Here is a 22,575-nt window from a genome sequence, read left to right on the forward strand (position 1 = left end):
CCCTTTCTAAACGAAAGGGCTTTTTAATTTTTAAGACTAGGGTTTTCTACAGCCCATCTATATAACTCCCATAAAGGTCTTTAAACTAGCGCACCTAATTTGGATAGGACATATTTAAGTAATACTAGAAATAATATTCACTTTATCTAAAAATCGAAAAAACCACAATATTTCTAAGCGCATATGGTTATATCTACTCAACTAAAAAAGCCTTGCATGAAATTTAAAGATTTTCTTTTAGCCAGTATTTTTTTAATATTTTTAAATTCGTGTTCTGAAGATGATACGCAAATAAACGTACCAGATCAAGAAATGGAACAACCGGAAGAGGAAACTCCAGAAGAAGAGGAAGAACCTATAGAAGAAAATGCAGCTCCTAGTTCTTTTAATTTAATTTCTTTAGAAGATGGTACCATAGGAGCATCGCTAACTCCTAACTTTACATGGGCTGAATCTACAGATTCAGATAATGATACGGTGTTGTACGATTTCTACCTTGGAGATGCAGAAAACAATTTAAACCTATTAGGCGAAAACTTATCTGATACAGAATTTACTATTAAAGAGTCATTGCAATTAGGATTTACTTATTATTGGCAAGTTATTGCTAAAGATGATAACGGTGCGGAAGTTGTTAGTGAAACCACGTATGCCTTTACCACTAGAGATATAGGCTTAACTAGTGAAGCTGCAATAACAAATCAAGGCTTCATGCCAAGGATTAAACATCAAACTGTCGTTTTTCAAGGTAAGGTATGGCTTATTGGTGGTTACGGTCAATTTTCCACTCAAAGTGATGGTGATGTATGGTCTTCAGATGATGGATTAAATTTTACCCTAGAAAATAAAAATGCTTTTAGTAAAGCTATATGGAGACATACTTGTGTTGTTTTTAATAATAAGATATGGCTGTTTGGTACTCAAGGTGAAGGTGATATTTTATCTTCAATAAATGGTAAAGACTGGGTTCTAGAAGTAGAAGATGCTCCATTTCAAGCTCGAGAAGAACATTCGGTAACAGTATGGAATAATAAATTATGGGTAATTGGAGGATATGACCCGTATTATGAAGGTGATTCAACTGAATTTAAAGAAACAAACGATGTTTGGTCTTCTGATGATGGAGTTAATTGGACTTTAGTTACTGGAGATGCTGGATTTCCGGTTAGAAAAGGACACTCAACTTTAGTGTTTAATAATCAGTTATATCTTTTTGCAGGTTATGGTCTTAATCGAAATACATCAAGTCCATACGTAAGAAATGATATTTGGACTTCATCAGATGGAGAAAATTGGACAGAAATAGATGCAGATAATCTTTTTGATGGTAGAAATGGCCAAGCTGCATTTGTTTTTAAAAATCGAATTTGGATGATTGGCGGCTCAACCCTTGGTCCATCCCCATTAGACCCAAACTATCAGTCTTATACACCTCAAAATGATGTATGGTACACCAAAGATGGCATCAAATGGATTAAGGAAGAGAATAATCCAAATTTTGGTAAAAGATCAGACCATACAGGAACTGTTTTTAATGATAAGGCATATATTAATGCGGGTTGGTATTTAGATGAAGAAACTTCAAGTTATCTTAGAGATATTTGGATTATTGAATAACTAACACAACATACCAATAAAAAAGCCCTTTCTAAACGAAAGGGCTTTTTTATTTTTAAGACTAGGGTTTTCTACAACCCATCTATATAACTTCCGTACAGGTCTTTAAATTGATAGCCTTCGGCAAATCTATTTTTACTCAGTTTTTTATGTGATACAAGCCCCCATAAAATTAATTCCTTCAAGAAATACACATCTTCTTTTGGGAAATCTGGTTGATGTTCTTTTATCAGCTGACTTAGCTCTGGAATGCCGTCTAACGTTCGCTTGTATTCTTCATCCGTAAACTCATCTAATAACTCAAAACCTTCGCCTTGAAAGAACCAACTCAACAAATCATCATATGGAGATGGAGCGTCTTTTCTTTCCAGTTTGTTTATTGCTGGAAAATATTTTGGAAACAGGCTTTTTACAGCATCATCAATCAAAATTTCAGCTACACCATCTGCACCTTCCTGCTCACCTTCATAAACCAATTCTATCTTACCGGTAATGGCAGGGATAATCCCCATAAAATCACTCAATCGTACCATAGTGCTACTAGCATCTGTTATTAAAGCTCTTCTTTCTGCAGTACTCAAAAGGTTTTCAAAAGCGGTTATACTTGTTCGTGCACTTACCCCACTTTTAGCATCTACATATTCACTATCACGAGCTTCAAAAATAATCTGCTCAAGTAAATCTTTGGCCAAGTCCGGTACATAAACAGAATCCGTTTGGCGTGCGTCAAGATTAGCTTCTTGTTCCGTAATTTTTCTAGCGGTTTCAATATCATCCGGATAATGTGTTAATATCTGAGACCCAATTCTATCTTTCAACGGCGTTACTATACTTCCTCTATTTGTATAATCTTCTGGATTTGCGGTAAACACAAACTGAATATCCAACGGTAACCTCAGTTTAAAACCACGAATCTGTATATCTCCTTCCTCCAATATATTAAATAGAGAAACCTGAATACGTGCTTGTAAATCCGGAAGTTCATTAATGACAAAAATACAGCGGTTGGCCCGTGGAATCATACCAAAATGAATCACTCTATCATCTGCATAAGACAATTTAAGGTTTGCCGCTTTTATAGGATCTACGTCTCCAATTAAATCGGCCACGGTAACGTCTGGTGTTGCTAATTTTTCGGCAAAACGCTCATCTTTATGCAACCAAGAAATTGGAGTGTCATCTCCTTTTTCTTTAATCAGCTCCATGGCATATCTAGACATGGGCTTCATAGGGTCATCATTAATTTCCGAACCTTCTACTACAGGAATATATTCATCTAATAAATCTACCATTAAGTGAGCTAAACGAGTTTTAGCCTGACCACGCAATCCTAGTAAATTAATATTATGCCGAGATAAAATAGCGCGCTCCAACTCTGGAATAACGGAATCTTCATACCCCCATACCCCAGGAAAGTTTCTTCACCTTTCTTTATTTTTTGAATGAGGTTGTCTCGCAACTCATCTTTAATACTCTTTGTTTGATAGCCCGCAGCATTTAATTCGCCAAGAGTTTTTATTTTTTTGTGATCTAATTTCATATGTCGCAATCTCTTTTTCTTAATCTGTATAGTAAATCAAAACCTTATTGTTTCTGTACTTAGAACTCCAGGCTTTCTCTATTTCAATCTCTTTTTCCTATTTGTTTCGTAATCTTCAAAAATCATTTCACCTAAACCTTGCAGTCCTGTAAAAAATGCCTTGCCTTTATTTGCTTCGGTAAAATGCCTGATGAATTGCATCAGATAAGCATCTTGGGCAATCATAAACGTGGTTATAGGAATATGTAATTTTCGAGCCTGTCTTGCCATATTGTAGCATTTCTCCACTATATACTCATCCAAACCAACACTATTTTTATAGTAAGTACCATCAGGAAGCCTCAAACAACTGGGCTTTCCATCGGTAATCATAAAAATCTGTTTATTGGTATTCCGCTTACGACGTAGCATATCCATTGCCAACTGTAATCCAGCTACAGTATTCGTATGGTACGGTCCCACCTTTAAGTACGGAAGGTCCTTTATGGGAATAGGCCAAGCGTCATTACCAAAAACCAAAATATCCAAAGTGTCTTTCGGATAACGGGTTGTAATCAACTCTGCCAATGCCATTGCCACTTTTTTAGCTGGTGTAATCCGATCTTCGCCATACAGAATCATACTGTGGCTAATATCAATCATCAATACAGTGCTCATCTGCGCTTTATGCTGAGTATCCTCAACCACCAAATCGTCTTCATTTAAAGTGAAGCTACCCATACCATGATTGATTTGAGCATTTTTAAGACTCTCGGTCATTGAAATGTGCTCCAAACCATCACCATAACGGTATTCTCGCAAATCTCCTGTATGCTCATCTCCTTGTCCGGATTTTCCTGTTTTATGGTTTCCGGAACCACTACGTTTAATTTTACCAAAAATCTGATCCAATGCACGTTGGCGAATTAAGCGTTCCATTTTAGCGGTAATAGAAATATTTCCTTTTCCACCATTTTCATCGCCCTCTTCTCCTTCTCCACCGGCAGCATCATCGTCAAATTCCTCTTGAATGTATCCTTTTGCTTTTAACTCCTCAATAAAATCATCAATCGTATATTCATCATCCGTCAGTTCATACTCCTTATCCAATTCACGAAGCCAATCTATGGCCTCGTCAAAATCACCCGAAGTATGGGTTATGAGTTCTTGAAATATATCAAAAAGTTTATCAAAAGGAGTTTGTTCCGGTGCTTCATATATTGAAAACCGGAACCCTTTTCTTGTGTTCATAGCCATAAGTATAAAATTACTTAATAAAACCGTTAACACCTCCCTTTTTAGGAAATGTTAACGGTTATGGGCTATAAGCATTTACAAAGCATAACTGCTTTGTTATTTTTTAAAGAGAAAAGTAAATTAACTTATAATCCCTAAAGGTGCGGTAGTTTTCCAAGCACCACGGGTAAAATCTGGAAACTCTTGTGGAGCACCGTTGGCTGCTACAGAAGTTTCACTTAGTGGGGAAACCGCACTCCAAAGACAACCTTCGTAAACATTCTGATCCAAAGGCTCTCCATTTCTTAAACATTCAACCACACGGAATAACATCATAAAATCCATTCCCCCGTGACCGCCCATTTTTGTGGCTAGGTCTCCTACTCTTTTATATAGTGGATGCTCATATTTCTCATAGATTTTTGCCAAGCCATCTCCTTCTGCCCAGTGGTGGTGATCTTCGGTTGCGCCTTCAACGCCACCTTCTATAGCAACACGGGTTGGGAAACCTGCCAAAGTACCTTTTGTACCTTGAATCATATTATGACGGGTATACGGACGTGGACTAGTCTCGTCCCATTGTACCATAATAGTACGACCCATTGTAGTTTTTATAATAGAGGTATTGATATCTCCTCCTTTGTAATCCAATTTATTCCATTTATGATCCGCAGGAAAATTCTTTTCTGCATACAATTGACGGCCTTTTGCGGGAGATGAAAATGAATTAATAAATTTGAAATTATCATCTGTACGACCAATGTTCATATACTGTGCAACAGGACCCAAACCGTGAGTTGGATAAAGATTTCCATTTCTATGCGCATAATGTGGCGTTCTCCAAGAACCTGTACCGCGGTCTACCTCGTTCATTTGAAAACGCAATTCATGAATATACGCTGCTTCCCCATGTAGTAATTCCCCAATAACACCTTCACGACACATGTTAAGATACAACAACTCATCTCTACCGTAGTTGACGTTCTCCATCATCATACAATGTTTCTTTGTCTTTTCCGAAGTGTCTACGATATCCCACATTTCCTTTATGGTCAAAGCCAATGGAACTTCTACAAATGCATGACTTCCGCTATTCATAGCCGCAATTGCCATAGGCGCATGTAATCCCCAAGGAGTAGCAATGATAACCGCATCCGGTTTTTGTTCCTCCAGCATTTTTTTCCAATCGTTTTCACCATCGGTATATAGCTTTACTTTTTTATGTCTCTGTCCTTTTCCTGCCTCCTTACAAACGTCTGCAGACTTTTTGGCCAAATCTTCGTAAAGGTCAGATATAGCAACAACCTCTGTACCTTCTATTGCCGCAATTTGCGCTACATGCCCCGAACCTCTTGCTCCTACACCTATAAATGCAAAACGCACCTTATCTAATTTAGGAGCTTTAAAAGCACCCATGTATTGTGCCGAATAAGGCCTGTCCGTTCCTAAAAAATTAGCTTGGGAAACATTTGGAGCCAAAGCTATGCCTGCTCCTACCAATGACGTTTTTTTTAGGAAATTTCTTCTGTTCGAGTTCATCTGTGTTTTTTGTGTGAGTTGTTGTAGAAATGAATCTACAATATAAAGAAGTTTTCGATAATTTAATCATGCCCAGCTCTGGTATTAACAAAGTCTTACGAAGTAATGGTTATTTTTTTGACAGGAGATTAAGAGAACATATCTTCGTGAAAGATGATAAAAGAACAGTGTTTTGGTTTTTTAAGTACACCTGCTTTGTGGACAGGTGAAGAATTTGGAATAAATCAATTTGTTTTCCCAGAGGTCAACTTAAATAGATTTCTTCCCAAACCCATTTCCAAAAAACTACGTTTAGGTCATCAAATGGAACATGTATTTACTCAGTTACTAATTAGAAATAACACCTACGACCTTATTCTCCATAACCAACCTGTTAAAGACGAAAACCGTACCATTGGTGAAATAGACTTTATTTTGAAACACCGAGAAACGCAAAAACTGATACATGTTGAGCTGACGTACAAATTCTATATTATAGACCCCACTATATCTGAACCTATACACCGACTAATTGGGCCGAACCGAAAAGATATGTTCTTTACCAAAATGGAAAAGATAAGGGACAAGCAATTTCCCCTTTTACATTCTAAAAATGGGATTAAAACTTTAGAAGAAAGACAAATAAACCACGAGGAGATTGAGCATCAAGCTTGCTTTAAAGCACAGCTCTATATGCCATATACTAATGCTGATGTAGACATTACACCTTTAAATAAAAATTGTATTTACGGATATTGGTTAAGGTTTGATGCTTTTGAGAAAGACGATTTTAAAAACCACCAATATTATATTCCAAGTAAATCAGAATGGGTAATTCCACCTCATAAAAAAGTACGTTGGTCCTCACATTTTGAAACTTTAATGGAAGTGAATCTCCATACTTTAAACCAAAATGCTCCCATGCTCTGGATGAAAAAATCGGATACCGAGTTTCAGAAATTTTTCGTGGTTTGGTGGTAGGTTATTAGTACAGAGTGCTGAGCAGAAAGTCTTTGATAGCTATGTCTAGTTTTACATACCAAATTCCTTATTCCTTCACTAACTACTAAATACTCTGTACTAAATACTAAACGCAGTCTTACTCAAAAGTATAACTTGTTTTGTTCACTTCTGTTAGCCTAAAGTATCCGTGTGCGTAATTATCTGGATTTGTTAGGTTGATGCAGTTTCCTTTTACAGCTACCGGGGTGGCAGAAAAAATACCTACACCACCTATTTGATCTATTAAAATATCCATATAACCATAATATGCTTCTGAAATACCATACATTTCTATGCTTACTACATCCCCCGGAGCAAGAGCTTCTATTTTATCTGTGTCTTCATCTTCTTCAATTTCATACCACCAGTCTAGTTCGTTTCCATTTACAAATTCATCGTCACCTACCTCAAATTCTGGCAGTAAATCTCCTTGTTTTTGGAATTTAAAAAGATAAAAATTATCCTCGTCTTCGGGATCTGTAAATTCTACATGTAGCTCTAGTTCCTCATCATCAAAACCATCCTCAAGTCCTTGGTATAAATCTGTGATTTCCGTAACCGTCATCATAGTTTCATTTGCAGAATAGGTTTCTCCGTTATGTATAACTGTAAGGGTGTATGATTCATTTAATACAGGTACAAATTCAGAAGTAGTGTACTCACCATTATTCTGATCTATAAAAATAAATTCTGCACCGCTTACGTCATTAGTTACAGAAACAGATGCACCCGTAACAGCCGTGTTACTAGTGGTGTCAAAAAACTCGGTAGATGTACTCAGTTTTACAATCTGTTCGTTTCCGGTAGTACCTTTCTCCCAATCTAATGAAGCTTGAATTACTAGTCGGGATTGTCCTTCTTGTACTTCCACATCAATCACATCACTACAAGAAGTGATTGAAACGAACAAAAGAAGTATGATGGATTTTATATAGTTGTGCATTTTTTTAAAATTTAAAGTTATAGGTTAACGAAGGGACGATTCCAAAAATAGCTGTTCTGGTAGCTTCATTAGCTCCCGTTTCTAAATTTTGTCCAAAGGAAATAGATGCTGCATTTTTACGGTTATAGGCGTTATAAATACCTAATACCCACTCTCCTTTAAAACGCCTCTCTGGTTTACGATTCGGTTTGTAATTGACCGATAAATCTAAACGGTGATAGGAAGGCAACCGGTCTGAATTCCTATCAGCATAACTGGCTACAGAAATTCCTTCGTATTCATATTGGCCATTTGGGTAAGTAACCGGTCTACCGGTTTGAAAAACAAGATTGGCACCAAAGCTTAATTTATCATTCAACTTATAAGCACCAGAAATAGAAATATCATGTGTTCTGTCATAAGGCGTATTATACCATTCCCCATCATTAATACCTAAACCACCTGCATTTCCCCAGGAAGTTCGTTGTTCAGATTTTGACAAGGTATATGCGATCCACCCTGTAAAATCACCTTCATTTTTACGTAATAAAAGTTCAAGACCATAAGCTCTAGATTCTCCATTTAAAATCTCCGTTTCTATAGTGTTTTGTCCTATTAAATCAGACCCATCTATATAGTCGATTCTATTATCGGTGTTTTTGAAGTAGACTTCCGCCTCCATAGAATATGCCTTATCCTTGAAGTTTCTAAAATATCCTAGTGCATATTGATTTGATAATTGTGGCTTAACATATTGTCCACTAGGTGCCCAAACATCTAATGGTGTAGCCGAAGAAGTATTTGATAGTAAATGAATGTACTGCGCAACTCTCGAAAATCCTACTTTTAAAGATGAATCATCATTTAAAACATAAGCCAGTGAAGCTCTAGGTTCAAAATTTCCAAACTTCTCTATAACATCTCCTTTATCATAATTTGTCTCCCCTACTTCAGTTCCTCTCTCATAAATACCTAAAACCGAATTGTATACCACAGGTTGATTATTGGCATAATCTACCATAGCTTGTCCTCCAAATCTAGTAAACCCACTATAACGCAAACCGTATTGGGCTGTTAAATTATCCGTCAGTTTATGTTCTGCATTGACGTACACACCGCTTTCTAATGCCTTCTTACTATCTAATGTAAACGGATTAACAGATGATGTCTCAGAAGTAGGACGAATTTCCCTGGATCAAAATCATAATAAATTCCACTGGCACCAAAGTCTAGTTTAAACTTATCGCTGAAATAGTATTTAAAATCATATTTCAGGTTATAATTTGTGATTGAAGAAACCCAATCAAACTCTGCCGTGGTAATACCTAAATCATAGTCATACTTACTATAAACAACGGATAGGTTTGAAAAAAGCCTGTTATTGAATATATGGTTCCAACGTAAGTTTCCTGTAGAATTCCCGTAGCTACTGGTAAAATTCTCACCTAACTCAAAAGCATCCCTACCGAAATAACCCGAAAGATATAACCTGTTATTCGCATTAATCTTATAATTGGTTTTTAAGTTTAAATCGTAGAAACTAACGCTATTGTCCTCCCCAGCAGCTTTTAACAATAAGTCTGCATATGAGCGTCTACCTGCAATTAAGAACGACCCTTTTTCTTTGAACAAAGGACCTTCAAGTGCAAGACGACTAGAAATTATACCTATTCCCCCTGTTGCAGCAAACTGCTTACTATTTCCATCTTTTTGACGCACATCTAGTACAGAAGAAACTCTACCACCATAGCGTGCCGGAATACCACCTTTGTATAATTTCACATCTTTAATAGCATCGGCATTAAATACGGAGAAGAAGCCAAACATGTGAGACGTATTATAAATAATAGCCTCATCTAACAATACCAAGTTTTGATCACCCGCACCACCTCTTACATGAAAACCTCCAGTACCTTCGCCATTATTTGTAACACCCGGAAGCATCTGTAACGACTTTAAAATATCTACTTCACCCAAAACTACGGGCATTTGTTTTACGGTTGCTATATTCATTTTGGCAACACTCATTTCTGGCTTTCGTAGAATGGCCCTTTCCGGCTCATCTGCACTGACCACAACTTCTTCTAACTCGGTTGAAAATTCTGAAATCTCAAAATCGAACTTTTGATCTTTATCCAAGGTAATTTCCTGATACTTTTCTGAATATCCCATATAGGAAATATGCAAGCGGTAGTTCCCTTCAGGAGCTGTAATGGAGTAGAATCCGTATTCATTAGTGACCACTCCAATAGAAGTTCCTTCCAAAAAAACAGAAGCCCCAAAAAGGGTTTCGCCATCAGCTGCATCACTTACTTTGCCACTAACGGTATAGTTTTCTTGCGCAATGCTTACCGCACTAACCAGCAAAAACAGCAGGCTTAACATGGCCGTAAACCAATGTTGCGAAGTACTATTAATTACATTTCTTGTCATTTTATATATTTTGATTTTTGATTGATGAACATCTCTATGGACAACAAAAAATAAAGAAGGTTGCACGCCTTTTTAATTTTTATTAAAATACTAAAACAACGAAGCTAATAAATCATAAAAAGATAAGTACTATAATATATGTATACCTTAGTATTAAAATATTTCTCCCCATATGCAACCATCGCAACTTTTGCTTGTCTTTGTTTATGAAATGTAATTTAGAGTAAAATCAACCCTCTTAAATTAATTGGAAACCGAAATCCGTTTTACGCACAAGTCCCTTGTTGAAAGTAGCAAGTCTGGCGATAGAAACTCACAGTACCAACTGTATGAGCTCTACGTAGATGCTATGTACAATATTGGTATGCGGTTTTTAGGAATTAAGGAAGATGCAGAAGACATTGTGCAAGACAGTTTTGTAGATGCTTTTAAAAACCTGCACAATTTTAAATATGAATCAACCTTTGGTTCTTGGCTTAAACGGATTGTAATCAACAAAAGCATTAATCATTTAAAAGTGAAACGTTTACCACTTGCTGCGATGGAAGACCATGAATACCATCTTACGGAAGAGCAAAGTTATGAACAGGTAGACGCGATAGATATAGAGAAGGTAAAACGAGGTATTGAGAAGCTTCCTTTAGGTTATAAAAACATAATTAACCTGTATTTACTGGAAGGCTATGACCACATGGAAATTGGAGAAGTGATGGGTATATCCGTATCAACTTCCAAGTCTCAATACCACAGGGCAAAAAAGAAACTGGTTGAAATTATAAAGACGTTATAATGGACAATTTTGAAAAACATATTAAAAAGAACAAAGAACAGTTTGATGGCCACAAAGCCGATCGCGCTAAGCTTTGGGCAAATATTGAGGCTAAGTTAGACCCGCCAAAACAAAAAGGGATACCGCTGTGGAAATCACCCGTGTTGCGTATAGCAGCAACCGTACTAATTGTTTTAGGTATTTCAGGACTACTAGGTATTTCTTTCCTAAGTAACTCTAATAGTGAAAGCACATTTGTGTCCAGAGAATTACAGGATATAGATATGCATTACAAAGGATTGGTTTCTTACCAAGTACAACTGGTACAAAAAAATGAAAGCCTTTCCGATGCCGAAAAAGCTGAGTTTCTATCCTTCATGGATGAACTAGATGTGGAGTATGAACAATTGCGACTAGAAATGCAGAATAACCTAGATAATGATTTGGTGCTTGAAGCCATTGTTTCCAACTATAGAAAGCGCATAGAGCTTATAGAAAACCTCTTGCGACAACTGAACAAATCAAAATTAAAAGATGACGATTATGGATATACTTTGTAAAAAACTGCTCCTATTTGCTGCGGCAATGGTCTTTGGCCTTCAGGTCATGGCGCAGGAAAAGGTGTCTAAAAAGGTAAACAAGACCTACGAGTTTACCAATGCCGGCGAACTTCATTTAGACAACAAATATGGTAACATAAATATATATGGTTGGTCTAAAGACGAAGTGTCCATTACGGTGAATATTACCGTTACGCATAAGAAAAAAGACAATGCCAAAGAGCTTTTAGAGCGTATACGCCCTGTTCTTCGTGAAAGCGAAAATTTTATATCCGTTAGTTACGAGATTGGAGAAAATAGTTCCGGCTTCTTTTCTAATCTTTTTGAAAAAGCGAATCCTTTTGATTTTGACCGAAGTAATGTTCAAATAGATTATAAAGTATATATGCCCGAAAAAGCGGAACTAGAAATTCTCAACAAATTTGGTGATGTTTTTATTGAAGGTTGGCAAGGGGTTCTAGAAGCCGATGTACAACATGGCGATATGTGGATAAATGAAAATCTGAACAAAGCAGACATTACCCTAAAATATGGAAAGTTAAGAGCCAAAAACATCAATTACGGTAATTTAGACCTAAAAAATGGTGGTTTGGACATGGACGATTCAAGCACCATGCACCTGAACAGTAGTGGTAGTGATATAGATATGCATATGGTTGGTTCCTTAGAGTTTTATTCCAACAAAGATGAAGTTGATCTAGAAGAAGTAAGCACACTCTACGGCGTATTAAAATTCAGTAATATTCAATTGCGAAGATTAGCAAAAGATATAGATTTGATTTTAAAAGTATCGGATTTTACGGTAGACCATATTCAAACTCCAAACACAAATATTGCTATTGAACAGGAGTCTTCCGAGATTAGCCTTAATATCTCAGGTTTTCCACACGAATTTAATGCTGTGCTAGAAGAAGGTCTTGTACGGCTACCTAAAACGTTTCATGATGTAGATTCGAAAATGCTGGATAAAGGGAAAAAACTTCGGGAGATAAAAGCGACTTACGGTAAAAAGTCCCAAGGTCATATTTCTATTACCGGTAAAAAGGGTGTGGTTTTACTGAAAGAGTTGTAATCACAAATATTTAGTCCAATAGAGTCTAAAGCATAAAAAATCGATTGGTTTCAAATAGAAACAAACCGATTTTTTTATACATCTTTTTTTACTTAGAATACGCCCCAGAGGAATACGTAAGCTCATAACTGTGCGTATAAATTTCAAACACAATACCAAACGGATCTTCTACATAACACATTTTATAAGGTTTGTCATTTGGGTAATAAGATTTAATTGGCATGCGCTGCTTCCCTCCATACGCAACAACCTTATCAACCAAACTTTCAATATCCGGATCTTGTACACAAAAATGAAATAACCCTGTATTAAACGGATTAAATTCAGGAGCTTCTTTAACACCATGCGGGAAAGTAAATAATTCTATCCCTATGCCATCTGAAGTAGACATATGTGCGATTTCAAATTCTTCCCAATCATTGCCAAATACGTCAATACACATTTGACCAATTGCCGTATCGGCATCCTTCTTTACTTTAGACGGAGGCATAATTATATACCATCCCATTACTTCTGAATAGAATTTGACAGCCTTCTCTATGTCAGGAACCGTAATGCCAATATGTGAGAATGATTTTGGATAATCTTTACTTGTGCTCATAGTCCCTGTTTTAGAGTTCAAAATAAAACTATATTTGTCTTATTAGCAATAACTTACCAAAAAGTAGCATAGTTACCAAAACGAGTTAAATGCAGTTAATTACAATACATAATGAATCAAAATTATTACTGCCCTTTAGACCAAACCATGAACCTAATTGGTACAAAGTGGAAACCCTTAGTCCTTTTTCATCTTTTAGATGGCCCATTGCGTTCTGGAATACTACAGAAAAAAGTGCCCGGAATATCAAATAAAATGTTCACCCAAACCGTACGTGAACTAGAAAAGGACGGTCTCGTTTTAAGAGAAGTATTTCCTGTAGTGCCACCAAAAGTAGAATATGCATTAAGTAAAAAAGGAAAATCTCTTGAAAGTATTTTAAGAAATCTTGATGAATGGGGAGCAGAATACTGTTCAAAAGAATAAATACCCTTAACTAAAAAGGGGAATTAGAGTGGTAAAATAATTTTTTTCAAAAAAATATCGGTTTAGATGCAACTATTTAAAGCTTTGGTTGTCTATTAGGTAAATCAATCAAAAAACGGACAGTAATGAAACCACTCAAAATTAGTCTCCTTTCAATAATCGCTGGAGCTACCTTTTCAAGTTTCGGACAAGATACAACAGATGACTACTTAGAATTTAATGATCGTAACAATGTAGTTCACGGTGTATACTTAGGTTTAGACCTTGGGGTTGGAGAAATAGACGGAGAACCTTCTTATACTGGCGGAATAAAGGTGGCCTATGTTGCTAATCAGCAATTTGAAGTAGGTTTTGCTGGTACTTTTCTCTATTCCCAACAAGATTTATTTAACAACACCTTATCTCGTAATGAGGATCTTATTGGTGCTTATGGCGGTCTGCATTTGGAACCTATTTTCTTTAGCAAAAAAAGAGTAAATCTTTCATTTCCCCTTTTATTAGGCGCAGGTGCTGTTGGTTATATCGAAAATAATTTTCATGACGAAGAATATGAAGAAGAGCTCACCGAAGATGATGTGGATGTTGTTTTCGTAGCCGAACCTGGTATAAGTGCCCTATTTAATGTCTCTCGCTACTTGCAACTAGAAGCAGGTATCAAATATCGTTTTTCAAGTAGAATAGAACTTCCCCCAACACGCACTACTCGTATTAATGGCTTTTCAGCCGGAATAGGAGTAAAAGTGGGTATTTTCAATATGGGTAGAAATAGATACAAAAAGAACGTACAATGAAAGCAAGCAACAAGAAAATCTGTCCCCATTGTCACGATGTTATAGAAACACAACATGTATTCAGCGAAAACAATAAGGTATTTCTTAAGAAAGATTTTACCGGTAGTTCTTCTTCTAAAGAAGAATGGTCACCCATTAATTTTCAATGGATTCCTGTAGTTCAGTTACAGAAGCGTTTAGTGCAAGTCTAAAACAGCACAATTCATCAATCCGCTTTCCCTTAGGGCAAGCATAAAATCAATCAAAATGAAAACAAAAACGATTTTTATCGCCATGGCCGTGGCATGCGGAATTTTAACGTCCTGTGATTATGATCACGTAAAAGCATCAGACGAAATCACCACTAAAGATTTAACTATTTCTGATTATGACAAATTAAAGGTTTCCAATGCTTTTGATGTCTATGTTACTTTTTCCGAAGGCGAAGAACAGATTCGTATAGAAGCAAATGACAATCTTCACGAACGTATTGTTGTAGCCAGAGAAGGAAATGAAATCATTATTAAACTAAAAAAGTTTACTACTGTTAGTGGAAACCCAACTTTGAAGGCTTTTATTACTACTAGAGATATTTCCGAATTCGACCTATCTGGTGCGGCAAGCATTACACTTGAAACTCCTTGGGATATAACAAAAGGAAAAATTGAACTTTCAGGAGCATCAGACTTTACAGGTGAAGTTATTGCTGATTTTCTAGAAGTGGACATGAACGGTGCTTCTAAAACAGATATATATGGTGAAGTAAAATCGGTACATGCAGACCTTTCAGGAAGCAGTGACCTTAGAGATTACGACCTTCAAATTGAACGCCTAAATATTGACCTTTCTGGTGCCAGCGAGGCCTTCCTTACCGCAACTGAGTCTATTGATGTTGAAGCCTCTGGAGCTAGTACCTTAAACTATAAAGGCAGCGCGGTAATTAATCACCAGAGATTAAAAGGTGCTTCGCAACTAAAAAATAGAAACTAGTAAAACGACTATTTGTGCCGTTTTACTAGTTCTGCTTCAATATCTTTTAGGGTGAAACCTTTTGCCTGAAGTAATATTAAGTAATGGAAAAGTAAATCTGCACTCTCGTATAAAAAGAGGTCATCATTATCATCCATGGCCTCTATTACTGTTTCCACAGCTTCCTCACCCACTTTTTGAGCAATTTTGTTGATACCTTTTTCAAATAAAGAGGCTACATAAGATTTACTAGAATCCGAAGCCTCACGACGTTGGGTTATAACTTCTTCCAATTGAGATAGGAAACCAAAATTTGAAGTGTTCTCTTCATTCCAGCACGTATCCGTTCCTTTATGACATGTAGGCCCAACTGGCTTTACAGAAATTAAAAGCGAATCATCATCACAATCATTTTTGATATCTACCAGTTCAAGAAAGTTTCCACTCTCCTCGCCTTTGGTCCATAAACGTTTTTTAGTACGACTGAAGAAAGTCACTTTTTTGGTCTCTTGAGTTTTCTCAAAAGCCTCTTGGTTCATATACCCCAGCATTAAAACATTCTTGGTTACCGCATCTTGAATGATTGCCGGTACGAGTCCATCTCCGTTTTTATTGAAATCTATTTTCATTATTTTTATTTTAAGCAAGTGCAAATTTAACTGCCGCGCAAGCGTGTTCCATTGTCGTATCTATTACCGCTATACTGCAATCTTTTTGTTGAATGAGCAAAGGAATTTCGGTACAACCCAAAATAACACCCTGTGCCCCTTCTTTTTCGGCCTTGCTAATGATATCTAAATATTTATTTTTTGATGCTTCGGAAATGATGCCCTTAGACAGTTCTTTATAAATTACCTCATGAACCACTTCCCTATCTTCTTTTGAAGGTATTAATACTTCTATTTGAAACTGATTCTTAAGAATATCTTTATAAAAATCGAGCTCCATGGTATATTTTGTACCCAATAAAAGAACTTTTTGACATCCCTTGGCCTTTACCGCTTCTCCGGCTACCTCTGCAATATGCAAAACAGGAACAGCTATTTTCTGCTCAATTACAGGAACACTCAAATGCATGGTGTTCGCACAAATGAGAATAACTTCCGCACCGGCATTTTGTAAACGCAAGGCAATGTCCGCCATCTTCTCGTGCAAGGAATCCCAATCTCCTTTGCCCTGTTTTTCAGAAATCTCTGCAAAGTTAACAGATTCAATAAGACACTCACAAGAACTAGAGCCCCCTACAGTTTCCGCTACTTTTGTGTTCAAAAGCTGATAATACAACTGCGTTGACTGCCAAGTGATGCCTCCTATTAAACCTATTTTTTTCATTATCTCTTATTTCGTGTTTAGAGTCCAATTCAAACTTATAATCGTACCGGAATTCCGTTATCTTTTAACTCTTCTTTTAAATCTTTAATACCGATTTCCTTAAAGTGAAAAACACTGGCTGCAAGCGCTGCATCGGCTTTTCCTTCTAAAAAGGTGTCCGTGAAATGTTGCATATTTCCTGCGCCACCCGATGCAATTATGGGAATGTTCAATTCCGTGCTGAGTTTGCTCAACGCTTCGTTCGCAAAACCGTCTTTGGTACCGTCATGATCCATTGAGGTAAACAATATTTCACCAGCTCCTCTTTCTTCTACTTCTTTGGCCCATTCAAATAGTTTACGTTCAGTAGGCACCTTTCCGCCTACCAAATGCACAATCCACTCACCATCTATCTGTTTGGCATCAATTGCTACTACAATACATTGCGAACCAAATTTGGCAACTAGATCATTTATTAACTGTGGATTTTTTACTGCCGATGAATTAATGGAAACTTTATCTGCTCCATTCTGTAAAAGAATATCTACATCTTCAACCGAAGAAATTCCACCACCTACGGTAAACGGAATGTTTACTTTTTCTGCCACGTGATAGACCAGTTCTGCTAAAGTTTTTCGCTTTTGTTCGGTAGCTGAAATATCTAGAAAAACAAGCTCATCTGCTCCTTCCCTACTATAAATCTCTGCTAATTCCACTGGATCACCAGCATCACGTAAATCGACAAAGTTTATTCCTTTTACTGTTCTGCCGTCTTTAATATCCAAACAAGGAATTATTCGTTTTGCTAACATATTTTTAAATTAGAACTTAGAAACCGAGTTTTAAAACTCCTGTATTTTCCGCCGTTCATTAGTGCATTCGCTTTAATTCTTAACCACCAATTTTTAGAATAAAATCTTCCAATTGCTTTAAGCTGATTCTATTTTCATAAATGGCTTTGCCAATGATAGTTCCTTCACAACCCATTTCTGCAAGCCTAGGAAGTTCATCAAAAGTAGAAATACCGCCACTAGCAATTAGTTTTAGACCTTGGGTTACATTCCCCCCAATTTCACTCATACTCACCTTACACTCCTCTAAAATCTTCTTGTACAAGTCAAAAGAGGGACCTTCTAACATTCCATCTTTAGAAATATCGGTACAGATTACATAAGCAATACCTTGTTCTTGATAAGATGATATAAAAGGAATTAGTTCTTCTTTTGATTCTTCTTGCCAACCTGAAACCGCAACTTTTTCATCTTTTGCATCGGCACCTAGAATAATTTTTTCAGCGCCGTAAGTTTGAATCCAGTTAGAAAAAGTATTCTTATCCTTTACCGCAATACTCCCACCAGTAATCTGATTAGCACCGCTTTCAAAAGCAATACGCAAATCGTCATCTGTTTTGAGTCCACCACCAAAATCAATACTCAAAGTAGTATTAGCAGCAATTTGCTCTAAGATTTTATGATTAACAATATGCTTGCTTTTAGCACCATCCAAATCTACCAAATGCAAATATTGAATACCATGAGCTTCAAACTCTTTGGCAACCTCTAACGGATTCTCATTATATATTTTCTTGGTATCATAATCCCCTTTTGAAAGGCGAACACATTTACCGTCTATAATATCTATTGCTGGAATTATTCTCATTGTAATGGGTGCTGAGTGGTTAATTGCTTTTTATTATTTTCTAACTTTCTAGAAAGTTTTTCAAAATGGCCTCGCCTACTTCACTGCTTTTTTCAGGGTGAAATTGGGTGCCATAAAAATTATTTTTCGCCAGTGCAGCGCTGTATTTTAGTCCGTATTCAGATTCCGCTATGGTTTCTTTGCAAAGTGGCGCATAAAAACTGTGCACCAAATAAATATGCTCTTTTTCCTCAATATTTTTAAAAAGTTCCGACTTTAAGTTGGCAATCTGATTCCACCCAATCTGAGGAACTTTCACTTCATTCGTGAATTTGATTACATCCACATCAAAAATACCTAAACCTTTGGTATCGCCTTCTTCGGAAGAGTGGCACATTAACTGCATTCCTAAGCATATACCCAAAACAGGCTGCTTTAAATTCGGAATCAGTTTATCCAAGCCGCTTGCCCGTAATTTAGACATGGCACTACTCGCCTCGCCCACACCAGTAAAAATAACCTTATCAGCAGACTGTATTTCTTCTATATCGTTACTCAAACAGCTTCATACCCCAAACGCTTTATAGCGAATTTGATACTCTGAATATTCCCTGCACCGTAATTTATGATTACTATTTTCATTCTTTTCAATACCAAATTTGAAGTTTAAAATACGAGCTTCTGAATTCGCACTTCTTTACTTCATAATTCTACAAAACTCCTTTTGTGCTAGGCAGCACCATCTTTTCAACATCTCGCTTCACCGCCATTTTAATCGCCTTTGCAAAGGCTTTAAATATAGCTTCAATTTTGTGATGCTCATTTGTGCCTTCTGCCTTTACATTCAAATTGGCTTTAGCACCATCTGTGAACGATTTAAAGAAATGATAAAACATTTCAGTTGGCATATCGCCTACCATTTCACGTTTGAACTCAGCATCCCAAACCAACCAGTTTCGGCCACCAAAATCTATAGCTACCTGAGCAAGACAATCATCCATAGGAAGGCAAAAACCATAGCGCTCAATACCCATTTTGGAACCTAGAGCTGTATTAAACACTTCTCCCAAAGCAATTGCGGTATCTTCTATAGTATGGTGCTCATCTACTTCTAAGTCTCCATTTACTTTAATTTCCAAATCCATTTGACCATGACGAGCCAATTGATCTAACATATGGTCAAAAAATGCCAATCCAGTTTTGATATCACTCTTACCAGTACCATCAAGGTTTAAATTGATGTAAATATCAGTTTCGTTGGTCTTTCTATGCGTTTCGGAAGCTCTTTCCTCCAATTTTAGAAATTCATATATCTTTTCCCAATCATTACTTTCTAAAGCAATAACCGAGTCCAAATCATCTCGTTTTACAGTGATTTCACCTGTACCCAAGTTGGTGTCATCATTAATGAAAATTCCTTTTGAACCTAAATTTTTCGCTAATTCAATGTCCGTTAAGCGGTCACCTATTACAAACGAATTCTTTAAATCGTAGTCTTCCGAAAAATACTCCGTCAACAAACCTGTACCTTGGTTTTCTTGTATTTGCATTTTCATGCGGAAATGTACGGTCTAGAAAAACCTTGTCAAAAACGACTCCTTCGTTTTCAAAAGACTTCAATATAAAATTATGAACTGGCCAAAACGTATCCTCTGGAAAAACATCTGTCCCTAGTCCATCTTGATTGGTAATCATCACCAATTCATAATCTAATTCCTTGGCTATTTTACCCAAAAAGGTAAATGCCTTAGGATAGAAAATCATCTTTTCAAACCCGTCTATCTGCTCATCAACAGTTTCCTTAATAATGGTACCGTCTCTATCTATAAATAAAACTTTCTTCGCCATGGTATTAGTTTCTTGAACTTTTAGTTTAGGTTAGCTTATTAAGCACTTCTATTAACTTTTTATTTTCTGATGGTGTTCCTACCGTAAAACGCAGAGTGTTCTCGCAAAGTGGTTGGGTTGTTCTATTACGTACCACCACACCTTCAGCCAGTAACTGGTTATAGCGTTTATTTGCATCATCTACTTTAGCCAACACAAAATTGGCATCAGAAGCATATATTTTTTCTACAAACGACACTTCACGCAAGACTTTAAGTAATACCTCCCTTTCCTTTAATATGTTGGTTACTTCGTTTTTTACAGAAGCCAAATCCAGAACTCTTTTAAGCGCTTTTTGCTGCGTAAGTTCATTGACGTTGTACGGTGGCTTTATTTTATTAATTGCTGCTATTATCTCTTTGGAAGCAATGCAAATTCCCAAGCGAATACCAGCCATTCCATACGCCTTAGAAAGTGTTTGCGTAATCACCAAATTAGGAAATTCAGACAATCTAGAAACCCAACTTTCACTATCTGCAAAATCAATATAGGCTTCATCAACAACAACCAATCCGTTGAACTTACTCAACAAATCAACCATGATTTCTTCACTAAAAACATTTCCCGTCGGATTGTTCGGAGAACATAAAAATAGCAGCTTTGAGTGCTCATCAACCGTATTAAAAATTGCTTCTACATCCGGCTGAAAATCATCGGTTAGTAAAACCTCTCTATTCTCTACCGTATTAATGCCCGAAAGCACTTTATACATACCATAGGTTGGAGGTAAAGAAATTATATTGTCAATCTTAGGTTCACAGAAAGTTCTGAATAATAAATCCAGCACTTCATCGCTCCCATTTCCTAAAAGTATATTTTCTGCGACAATACCTTTCTGCTCTGCCAAAACCGACTTTAATCCGCGTTGCTGTGGGTCAGGATATCTGTTTACCCCATTTTCAAACGGATTCTCATTAGCGTCTAAAAACACCATCTCTGAGCCATCTGAAACGTATTCGTCACGGGCAGAACTATAAGGACTCAATCCTTTTACATTCTCCCTGATTAGATTTTGTATGTTGAAGGTCTTGTTCATTATTTTAAACTATTGAGACGTAAAGTAACCGCATTTTTGTGCGCATATAATCCCTCGGCCTCAGCCATGATTTCTATTGCTGCTCCAATTTCTTTAATTCCAGTTTCATTGATTTTCTGAAAAGTCATACTCTTCATAAAACTATCTAGGTTTACACCACTGTATTGCTTAGCGTATCCATTTGTTGGCAATGTATGATTGGTTCCAGAAGCGTAATCACCCGCACTTTCTGGAGTATAATTTCCAATAAAAACAGAACCGGCATTCTTAATGTTGTTCACAAAGAAATCTTCGTTTTCTACACAAACAATATAATGCTCAGGCCCATACGCGTTGATTAAATCATTAGCTGTTTGGTCATCCGCTACGTAAATCAATTTACTATTAGCAATGGCCTTTTCGGCAATATCTTTTCTTGGTAGTTCAGGTAGTTGCTTTTCAACTTCCTTTTCCACCGCATCAATCATGTCTTTTGAAGTGGAAACTAGAATAACCTGACTATCCACTCCATGTTCCGCCTGACTCAACAAATCCGAAGCCACAAAAGCAGCATTGGCAGAATCATCAGCAAGTACTAACAATTCACTAGGACCAGCGGGCATATCTATTGAAATACCATATTTCGTAGCTATCTGTTTCGCCACGGTAACAAATTGGTTACCTTGGTCCAAAGATTTTATATACTTCTGGAATACTTTGAGTACCAAAAGTCATGGAAGCAATAGCCTGAATACCGCCTACTTTAAATATTTTCTTTACTCCACATAAGTTGGCGGTATATAGAATAGCTGGATTAATCTTCCCTTCTTTATTTGGAGGCGAACACAATACCAACTCTTCACAACCAGCGATCGTAGCCGGTACCGCCAGCATTAAGATAGTAGAAAATAAAGGCGCTGTACCATAAGGAATATAAAGCCCTACCTTTTGGATGGGTCTTTTTTCTTGCCAGCATTGTACCCCATTAGCCGTTTCAACTGATACTTTACTAGTTTTTTGAGCCTTGTGAAAAACTTCTATGTTATTTTTTGCCAACTGAATAGCATCTTTAAGCTCTTGAGAAACTAAAGTTGATGCCTCTTCTATTTCATTCTTGGATACTACAAGGTTTTCAAGAACAACACCGTCAAATTTTTCAGTGTACTTCTTTAAAGTCTCATCACCATTGCTCTGCACCTCTTTGAAAATAGCCTCTACGGTCTGTTCTATATCTGCCACGGTCTGCGTTGGGCGCTTTAAAACAGTGCTCCACTCCGCCTTATCAGGGTTATATATTTTGTTCATTTTCT

The 22,575-nt window shown here is 36.8% G+C and carries 18 protein-coding genes and 5 pseudogenes; 9 read left to right on the top strand and 14 right to left on the bottom strand.

The genetic code is table 11. From position 1 onward, the window contains the following. Positions 1–216: 216 nt before the first annotated feature. Positions 217–1,617, top strand: coding sequence for a DUF6242 domain-containing protein (locus Q5W13_RS21240; RefSeq protein ID WP_304444419.1), 1,401 nt, complete (start codon positions 217–219; stop codon positions 1,615–1,617). A gap of 71 nt (positions 1,618–1,688) precedes the next feature. Here Q5W13_RS21240 and Q5W13_RS21245 read toward each other — a convergent pair. From Q5W13_RS21245 to Q5W13_RS21255, 3 genes and pseudogenes are all read right to left on the bottom strand, one after another. Further along, positions 1,689–3,157, bottom strand: a pseudogene (locus Q5W13_RS21245) (MoxR family ATPase). A gap of 78 nt (positions 3,158–3,235) precedes the next feature. Beyond that, positions 3,236–4,393 (bottom strand): vWA domain-containing protein, encoded by a 1,158-nt coding sequence (locus Q5W13_RS21250; protein WP_155596559.1) that lies wholly within the window; start codon positions 4,391–4,393, stop codon positions 3,236–3,238. A gap of 120 nt (positions 4,394–4,513) precedes the next feature. Further along, positions 4,514–5,872 carry a Gfo/Idh/MocA family protein gene (locus tag Q5W13_RS21255; protein WP_304444420.1) on the bottom strand — a complete coding sequence of 453 codons (1,359 nt, stop codon included), beginning with the start codon at positions 5,870–5,872 and terminating at the stop codon, positions 4,514–4,516. 192 nt (positions 5,873–6,064) lie between these two features. Here Q5W13_RS21255 and Q5W13_RS21260 point away from each other — a divergent pair, with 192 nt between their 5' ends. Continuing rightward, positions 6,065–6,871 carry a DUF1853 family protein gene (locus Q5W13_RS21260; RefSeq protein ID WP_304444421.1) on the top strand — a complete coding sequence of 269 codons (807 nt, stop codon included), beginning with the start codon at positions 6,065–6,067 and terminating at the stop codon, positions 6,869–6,871. Positions 6,872–6,989: 118 nt separating this feature from the next. Here the strand turns inward: Q5W13_RS21260 and Q5W13_RS21265 are convergent, their stop codons facing one another. Then, complete coding sequence (locus tag Q5W13_RS21265) at positions 6,990–7,835, bottom strand: DUF4249 family protein (protein WP_304444422.1); 846 nt, start codon at positions 7,833–7,835, stop codon at positions 6,990–6,992. Positions 7,836–7,839: 4 nt separating this feature from the next. Further along, positions 7,840–10,199 (bottom strand): annotated as a pseudogene (locus Q5W13_RS21270) (TonB-dependent receptor). 295 nt (positions 10,200–10,494) lie between these two features. On the opposite strand from Q5W13_RS21270, the gene Q5W13_RS21275 reads away from it, so the two are divergent. From Q5W13_RS21275 to Q5W13_RS21285, 3 genes are read left to right on the top strand one after another with little or no spacing between them, the layout of a single operon-like run. Beyond that, positions 10,495–11,037: an RNA polymerase sigma factor gene (locus Q5W13_RS21275; RefSeq protein WP_304444423.1), complete on the top strand. Its 543-nt coding sequence runs from the start codon at positions 10,495–10,497 to the stop codon at positions 11,035–11,037. Next, on the top strand, positions 11,037–11,576 hold the full coding sequence (locus Q5W13_RS21280) for a hypothetical protein (protein WP_304444424.1): 540 nt from the start codon (positions 11,037–11,039) through the stop codon (positions 11,574–11,576). Before Q5W13_RS21275 ends, Q5W13_RS21280 begins: the two co-directional genes overlap by 1 nt. Further along, positions 11,560–12,648, top strand: a complete 1,089-nt coding sequence (locus Q5W13_RS21285; protein WP_304444425.1) for a hypothetical protein — start codon at positions 11,560–11,562, stop codon at positions 12,646–12,648. Before Q5W13_RS21280 ends, Q5W13_RS21285 begins: the two co-directional genes overlap by 17 nt. Before the next feature lie 88 nt (positions 12,649–12,736). On the opposite strand, the gene Q5W13_RS21290 is transcribed toward Q5W13_RS21285, so the two are convergent. After that, complete coding sequence (locus tag Q5W13_RS21290) at positions 12,737–13,249, bottom strand: lactoylglutathione lyase family protein (protein ID WP_304444426.1); 513 nt, start codon at positions 13,247–13,249, stop codon at positions 12,737–12,739. 111 nt (positions 13,250–13,360) lie between these two features. On the opposite strand from Q5W13_RS21290, the gene Q5W13_RS21295 reads away from it, so the two are divergent. The 4 genes from Q5W13_RS21295 to Q5W13_RS21310 all read left to right on the top strand — a co-directional run bounded on the left by Q5W13_RS21295 (position 13,361) and on the right by Q5W13_RS21310 (position 15,435). Then, positions 13,361–13,675: a winged helix-turn-helix transcriptional regulator gene (locus tag Q5W13_RS21295; protein ID WP_304444427.1), complete on the top strand. Its 315-nt coding sequence runs from the start codon at positions 13,361–13,363 to the stop codon at positions 13,673–13,675. A gap of 125 nt (positions 13,676–13,800) precedes the next feature. Further along, complete coding sequence (locus Q5W13_RS21300; RefSeq protein WP_155596569.1) at positions 13,801–14,466, top strand: hypothetical protein; 666 nt, start codon at positions 13,801–13,803, stop codon at positions 14,464–14,466. After that, positions 14,463–14,657, top strand: a complete 195-nt coding sequence (locus tag Q5W13_RS21305) for a hypothetical protein (RefSeq protein ID WP_304444428.1) — start codon at positions 14,463–14,465, stop codon at positions 14,655–14,657. The genes Q5W13_RS21300 and Q5W13_RS21305 overlap by 4 nt, the downstream gene beginning before the upstream one ends. A 55-nt stretch (positions 14,658–14,712) precedes the next feature. Continuing rightward, a complete protein-coding gene (locus Q5W13_RS21310; protein WP_304444429.1) occupies positions 14,713–15,435 on the top strand; it encodes a head GIN domain-containing protein in 723 nt (240 codons plus the stop codon). Positions 15,436–15,443: 8 nt separating this feature from the next. Here Q5W13_RS21310 and hisIE read toward each other — a convergent pair whose 3' ends face one another. From hisIE to hisD, 8 genes and pseudogenes are all read right to left on the bottom strand, one after another. After that, positions 15,444–16,043 carry a bifunctional phosphoribosyl-AMP cyclohydrolase/phosphoribosyl-ATP diphosphatase HisIE gene (hisIE, locus tag Q5W13_RS21315; RefSeq protein ID WP_304444430.1) on the bottom strand — a complete coding sequence of 200 codons (600 nt, stop codon included), beginning with the start codon at positions 16,041–16,043 and terminating at the stop codon, positions 15,444–15,446. A gap of 10 nt (positions 16,044–16,053) precedes the next feature. Next, positions 16,054–16,746 (bottom strand): aspartate/glutamate racemase family protein, encoded by a 693-nt coding sequence (locus Q5W13_RS21320; RefSeq protein ID WP_304444431.1) that lies wholly within the window; start codon positions 16,744–16,746, stop codon positions 16,054–16,056. A 35-nt stretch (positions 16,747–16,781) separates the two neighbouring features. Continuing rightward, positions 16,782–17,537 (bottom strand): imidazole glycerol phosphate synthase subunit HisF, encoded by a 756-nt coding sequence (hisF, locus tag Q5W13_RS21325; RefSeq protein ID WP_304444432.1) that lies wholly within the window; start codon positions 17,535–17,537, stop codon positions 16,782–16,784. Positions 17,538–17,616: 79 nt separating this feature from the next. Next, a complete protein-coding gene (gene hisA, locus Q5W13_RS21330; protein WP_304444433.1) occupies positions 17,617–18,384 on the bottom strand; it encodes a 1-(5-phosphoribosyl)-5-[(5-phosphoribosylamino)methylideneamino]imidazole-4-carboxamide isomerase in 768 nt (255 codons plus the stop codon). A gap of 40 nt (positions 18,385–18,424) precedes the next feature. Continuing rightward, positions 18,425–19,005: pseudogene (gene hisH, locus Q5W13_RS21335) on the bottom strand (imidazole glycerol phosphate synthase subunit HisH). Positions 19,006–19,073: 68 nt separating this feature from the next. Continuing rightward, a pseudogene (gene hisB, locus Q5W13_RS21340) lies at positions 19,074–20,211 on the bottom strand (bifunctional histidinol-phosphatase/imidazoleglycerol-phosphate dehydratase HisB). 25 nt (positions 20,212–20,236) lie between these two features. Continuing rightward, the gene (gene hisC, locus Q5W13_RS21345; RefSeq protein WP_304444434.1) at positions 20,237–21,286 is read right to left on the bottom strand and encodes a histidinol-phosphate transaminase; all 1,050 of its coding nucleotides are present in this window, start codon (positions 21,284–21,286) and stop codon (positions 20,237–20,239) included. Beyond that, positions 21,286–22,570: pseudogene (gene hisD / locus Q5W13_RS21350) on the bottom strand (histidinol dehydrogenase). The gene hisC and the pseudogene hisD overlap by 1 nt, the downstream one beginning before the upstream one ends. Between the last annotated feature and the right edge of the window lie 5 nt (positions 22,571–22,575).

The sequence above is a fragment of the Zobellia laminariae genome (genome assembly GCF_030553095.1).
GTDB classification, from domain to species: Bacteria; Bacteroidota; Bacteroidia; order Flavobacteriales; family Flavobacteriaceae; genus Zobellia; species Zobellia laminariae.

What these genes read in the sequence shown, in the direction of transcription:
- Q5W13_RS21320 (WP_304444431.1), bottom strand. Translation starts at nt 16,746, where the DNA reads ATGAAAAAAATAGGTTTAATAGGAGGCATCACTTGGCAGTCAACGCAG.
- hisF (WP_304444432.1), bottom strand. Translation starts at nt 17,537, where the DNA reads ATGTTAGCAAAACGAATAATTCCTTGTTTGGATATTAAAGACGGCAGA.
- Q5W13_RS21265 (WP_304444422.1), bottom strand. Translation starts at nt 7,835, where the DNA reads ATGCACAACTATATAAAATCCATCATACTTCTTTTGTTCGTTTCAATC.
- hisC (WP_304444434.1), bottom strand. Translation starts at nt 21,286, where the DNA reads ATGAACAAGACCTTCAACATACAAAATCTAATCAGGGAGAATGTAAAA.
- Q5W13_RS21250 (WP_155596559.1), bottom strand. Translation starts at nt 4,393, where the DNA reads ATGGCTATGAACACAAGAAAAGGGTTCCGGTTTTCAATATATGAAGCA.
- Q5W13_RS21305 (WP_304444428.1), top strand. Translation starts at nt 14,463, where the DNA reads ATGAAAGCAAGCAACAAGAAAATCTGTCCCCATTGTCACGATGTTATA.
- Q5W13_RS21310 (WP_304444429.1), top strand. Translation starts at nt 14,713, where the DNA reads ATGAAAACAAAAACGATTTTTATCGCCATGGCCGTGGCATGCGGAATT.
- Q5W13_RS21295 (WP_304444427.1), top strand. Translation starts at nt 13,361, where the DNA reads ATGAATCAAAATTATTACTGCCCTTTAGACCAAACCATGAACCTAATT.
- Q5W13_RS21285 (WP_304444425.1), top strand. Translation starts at nt 11,560, where the DNA reads ATGGATATACTTTGTAAAAAACTGCTCCTATTTGCTGCGGCAATGGTC.
- Q5W13_RS21300 (WP_155596569.1), top strand. Translation starts at nt 13,801, where the DNA reads ATGAAACCACTCAAAATTAGTCTCCTTTCAATAATCGCTGGAGCTACC.
- Q5W13_RS21280 (WP_304444424.1), top strand. Translation starts at nt 11,037, where the DNA reads ATGGACAATTTTGAAAAACATATTAAAAAGAACAAAGAACAGTTTGAT.
- Q5W13_RS21260 (WP_304444421.1), top strand. Translation starts at nt 6,065, where the DNA reads ATGATAAAAGAACAGTGTTTTGGTTTTTTAAGTACACCTGCTTTGTGG.
- hisIE (WP_304444430.1), bottom strand. Translation starts at nt 16,043, where the DNA reads ATGAAAATAGATTTCAATAAAAACGGAGATGGACTCGTACCGGCAATC.
- Q5W13_RS21240 (WP_304444419.1), top strand. Translation starts at nt 217, where the DNA reads ATGAAATTTAAAGATTTTCTTTTAGCCAGTATTTTTTTAATATTTTTA.
- Q5W13_RS21290 (WP_304444426.1), bottom strand. Translation starts at nt 13,249, where the DNA reads ATGAGCACAAGTAAAGATTATCCAAAATCATTCTCACATATTGGCATT.
- hisA (WP_304444433.1), bottom strand. Translation starts at nt 18,384, where the DNA reads ATGAGAATAATTCCAGCAATAGATATTATAGACGGTAAATGTGTTCGC.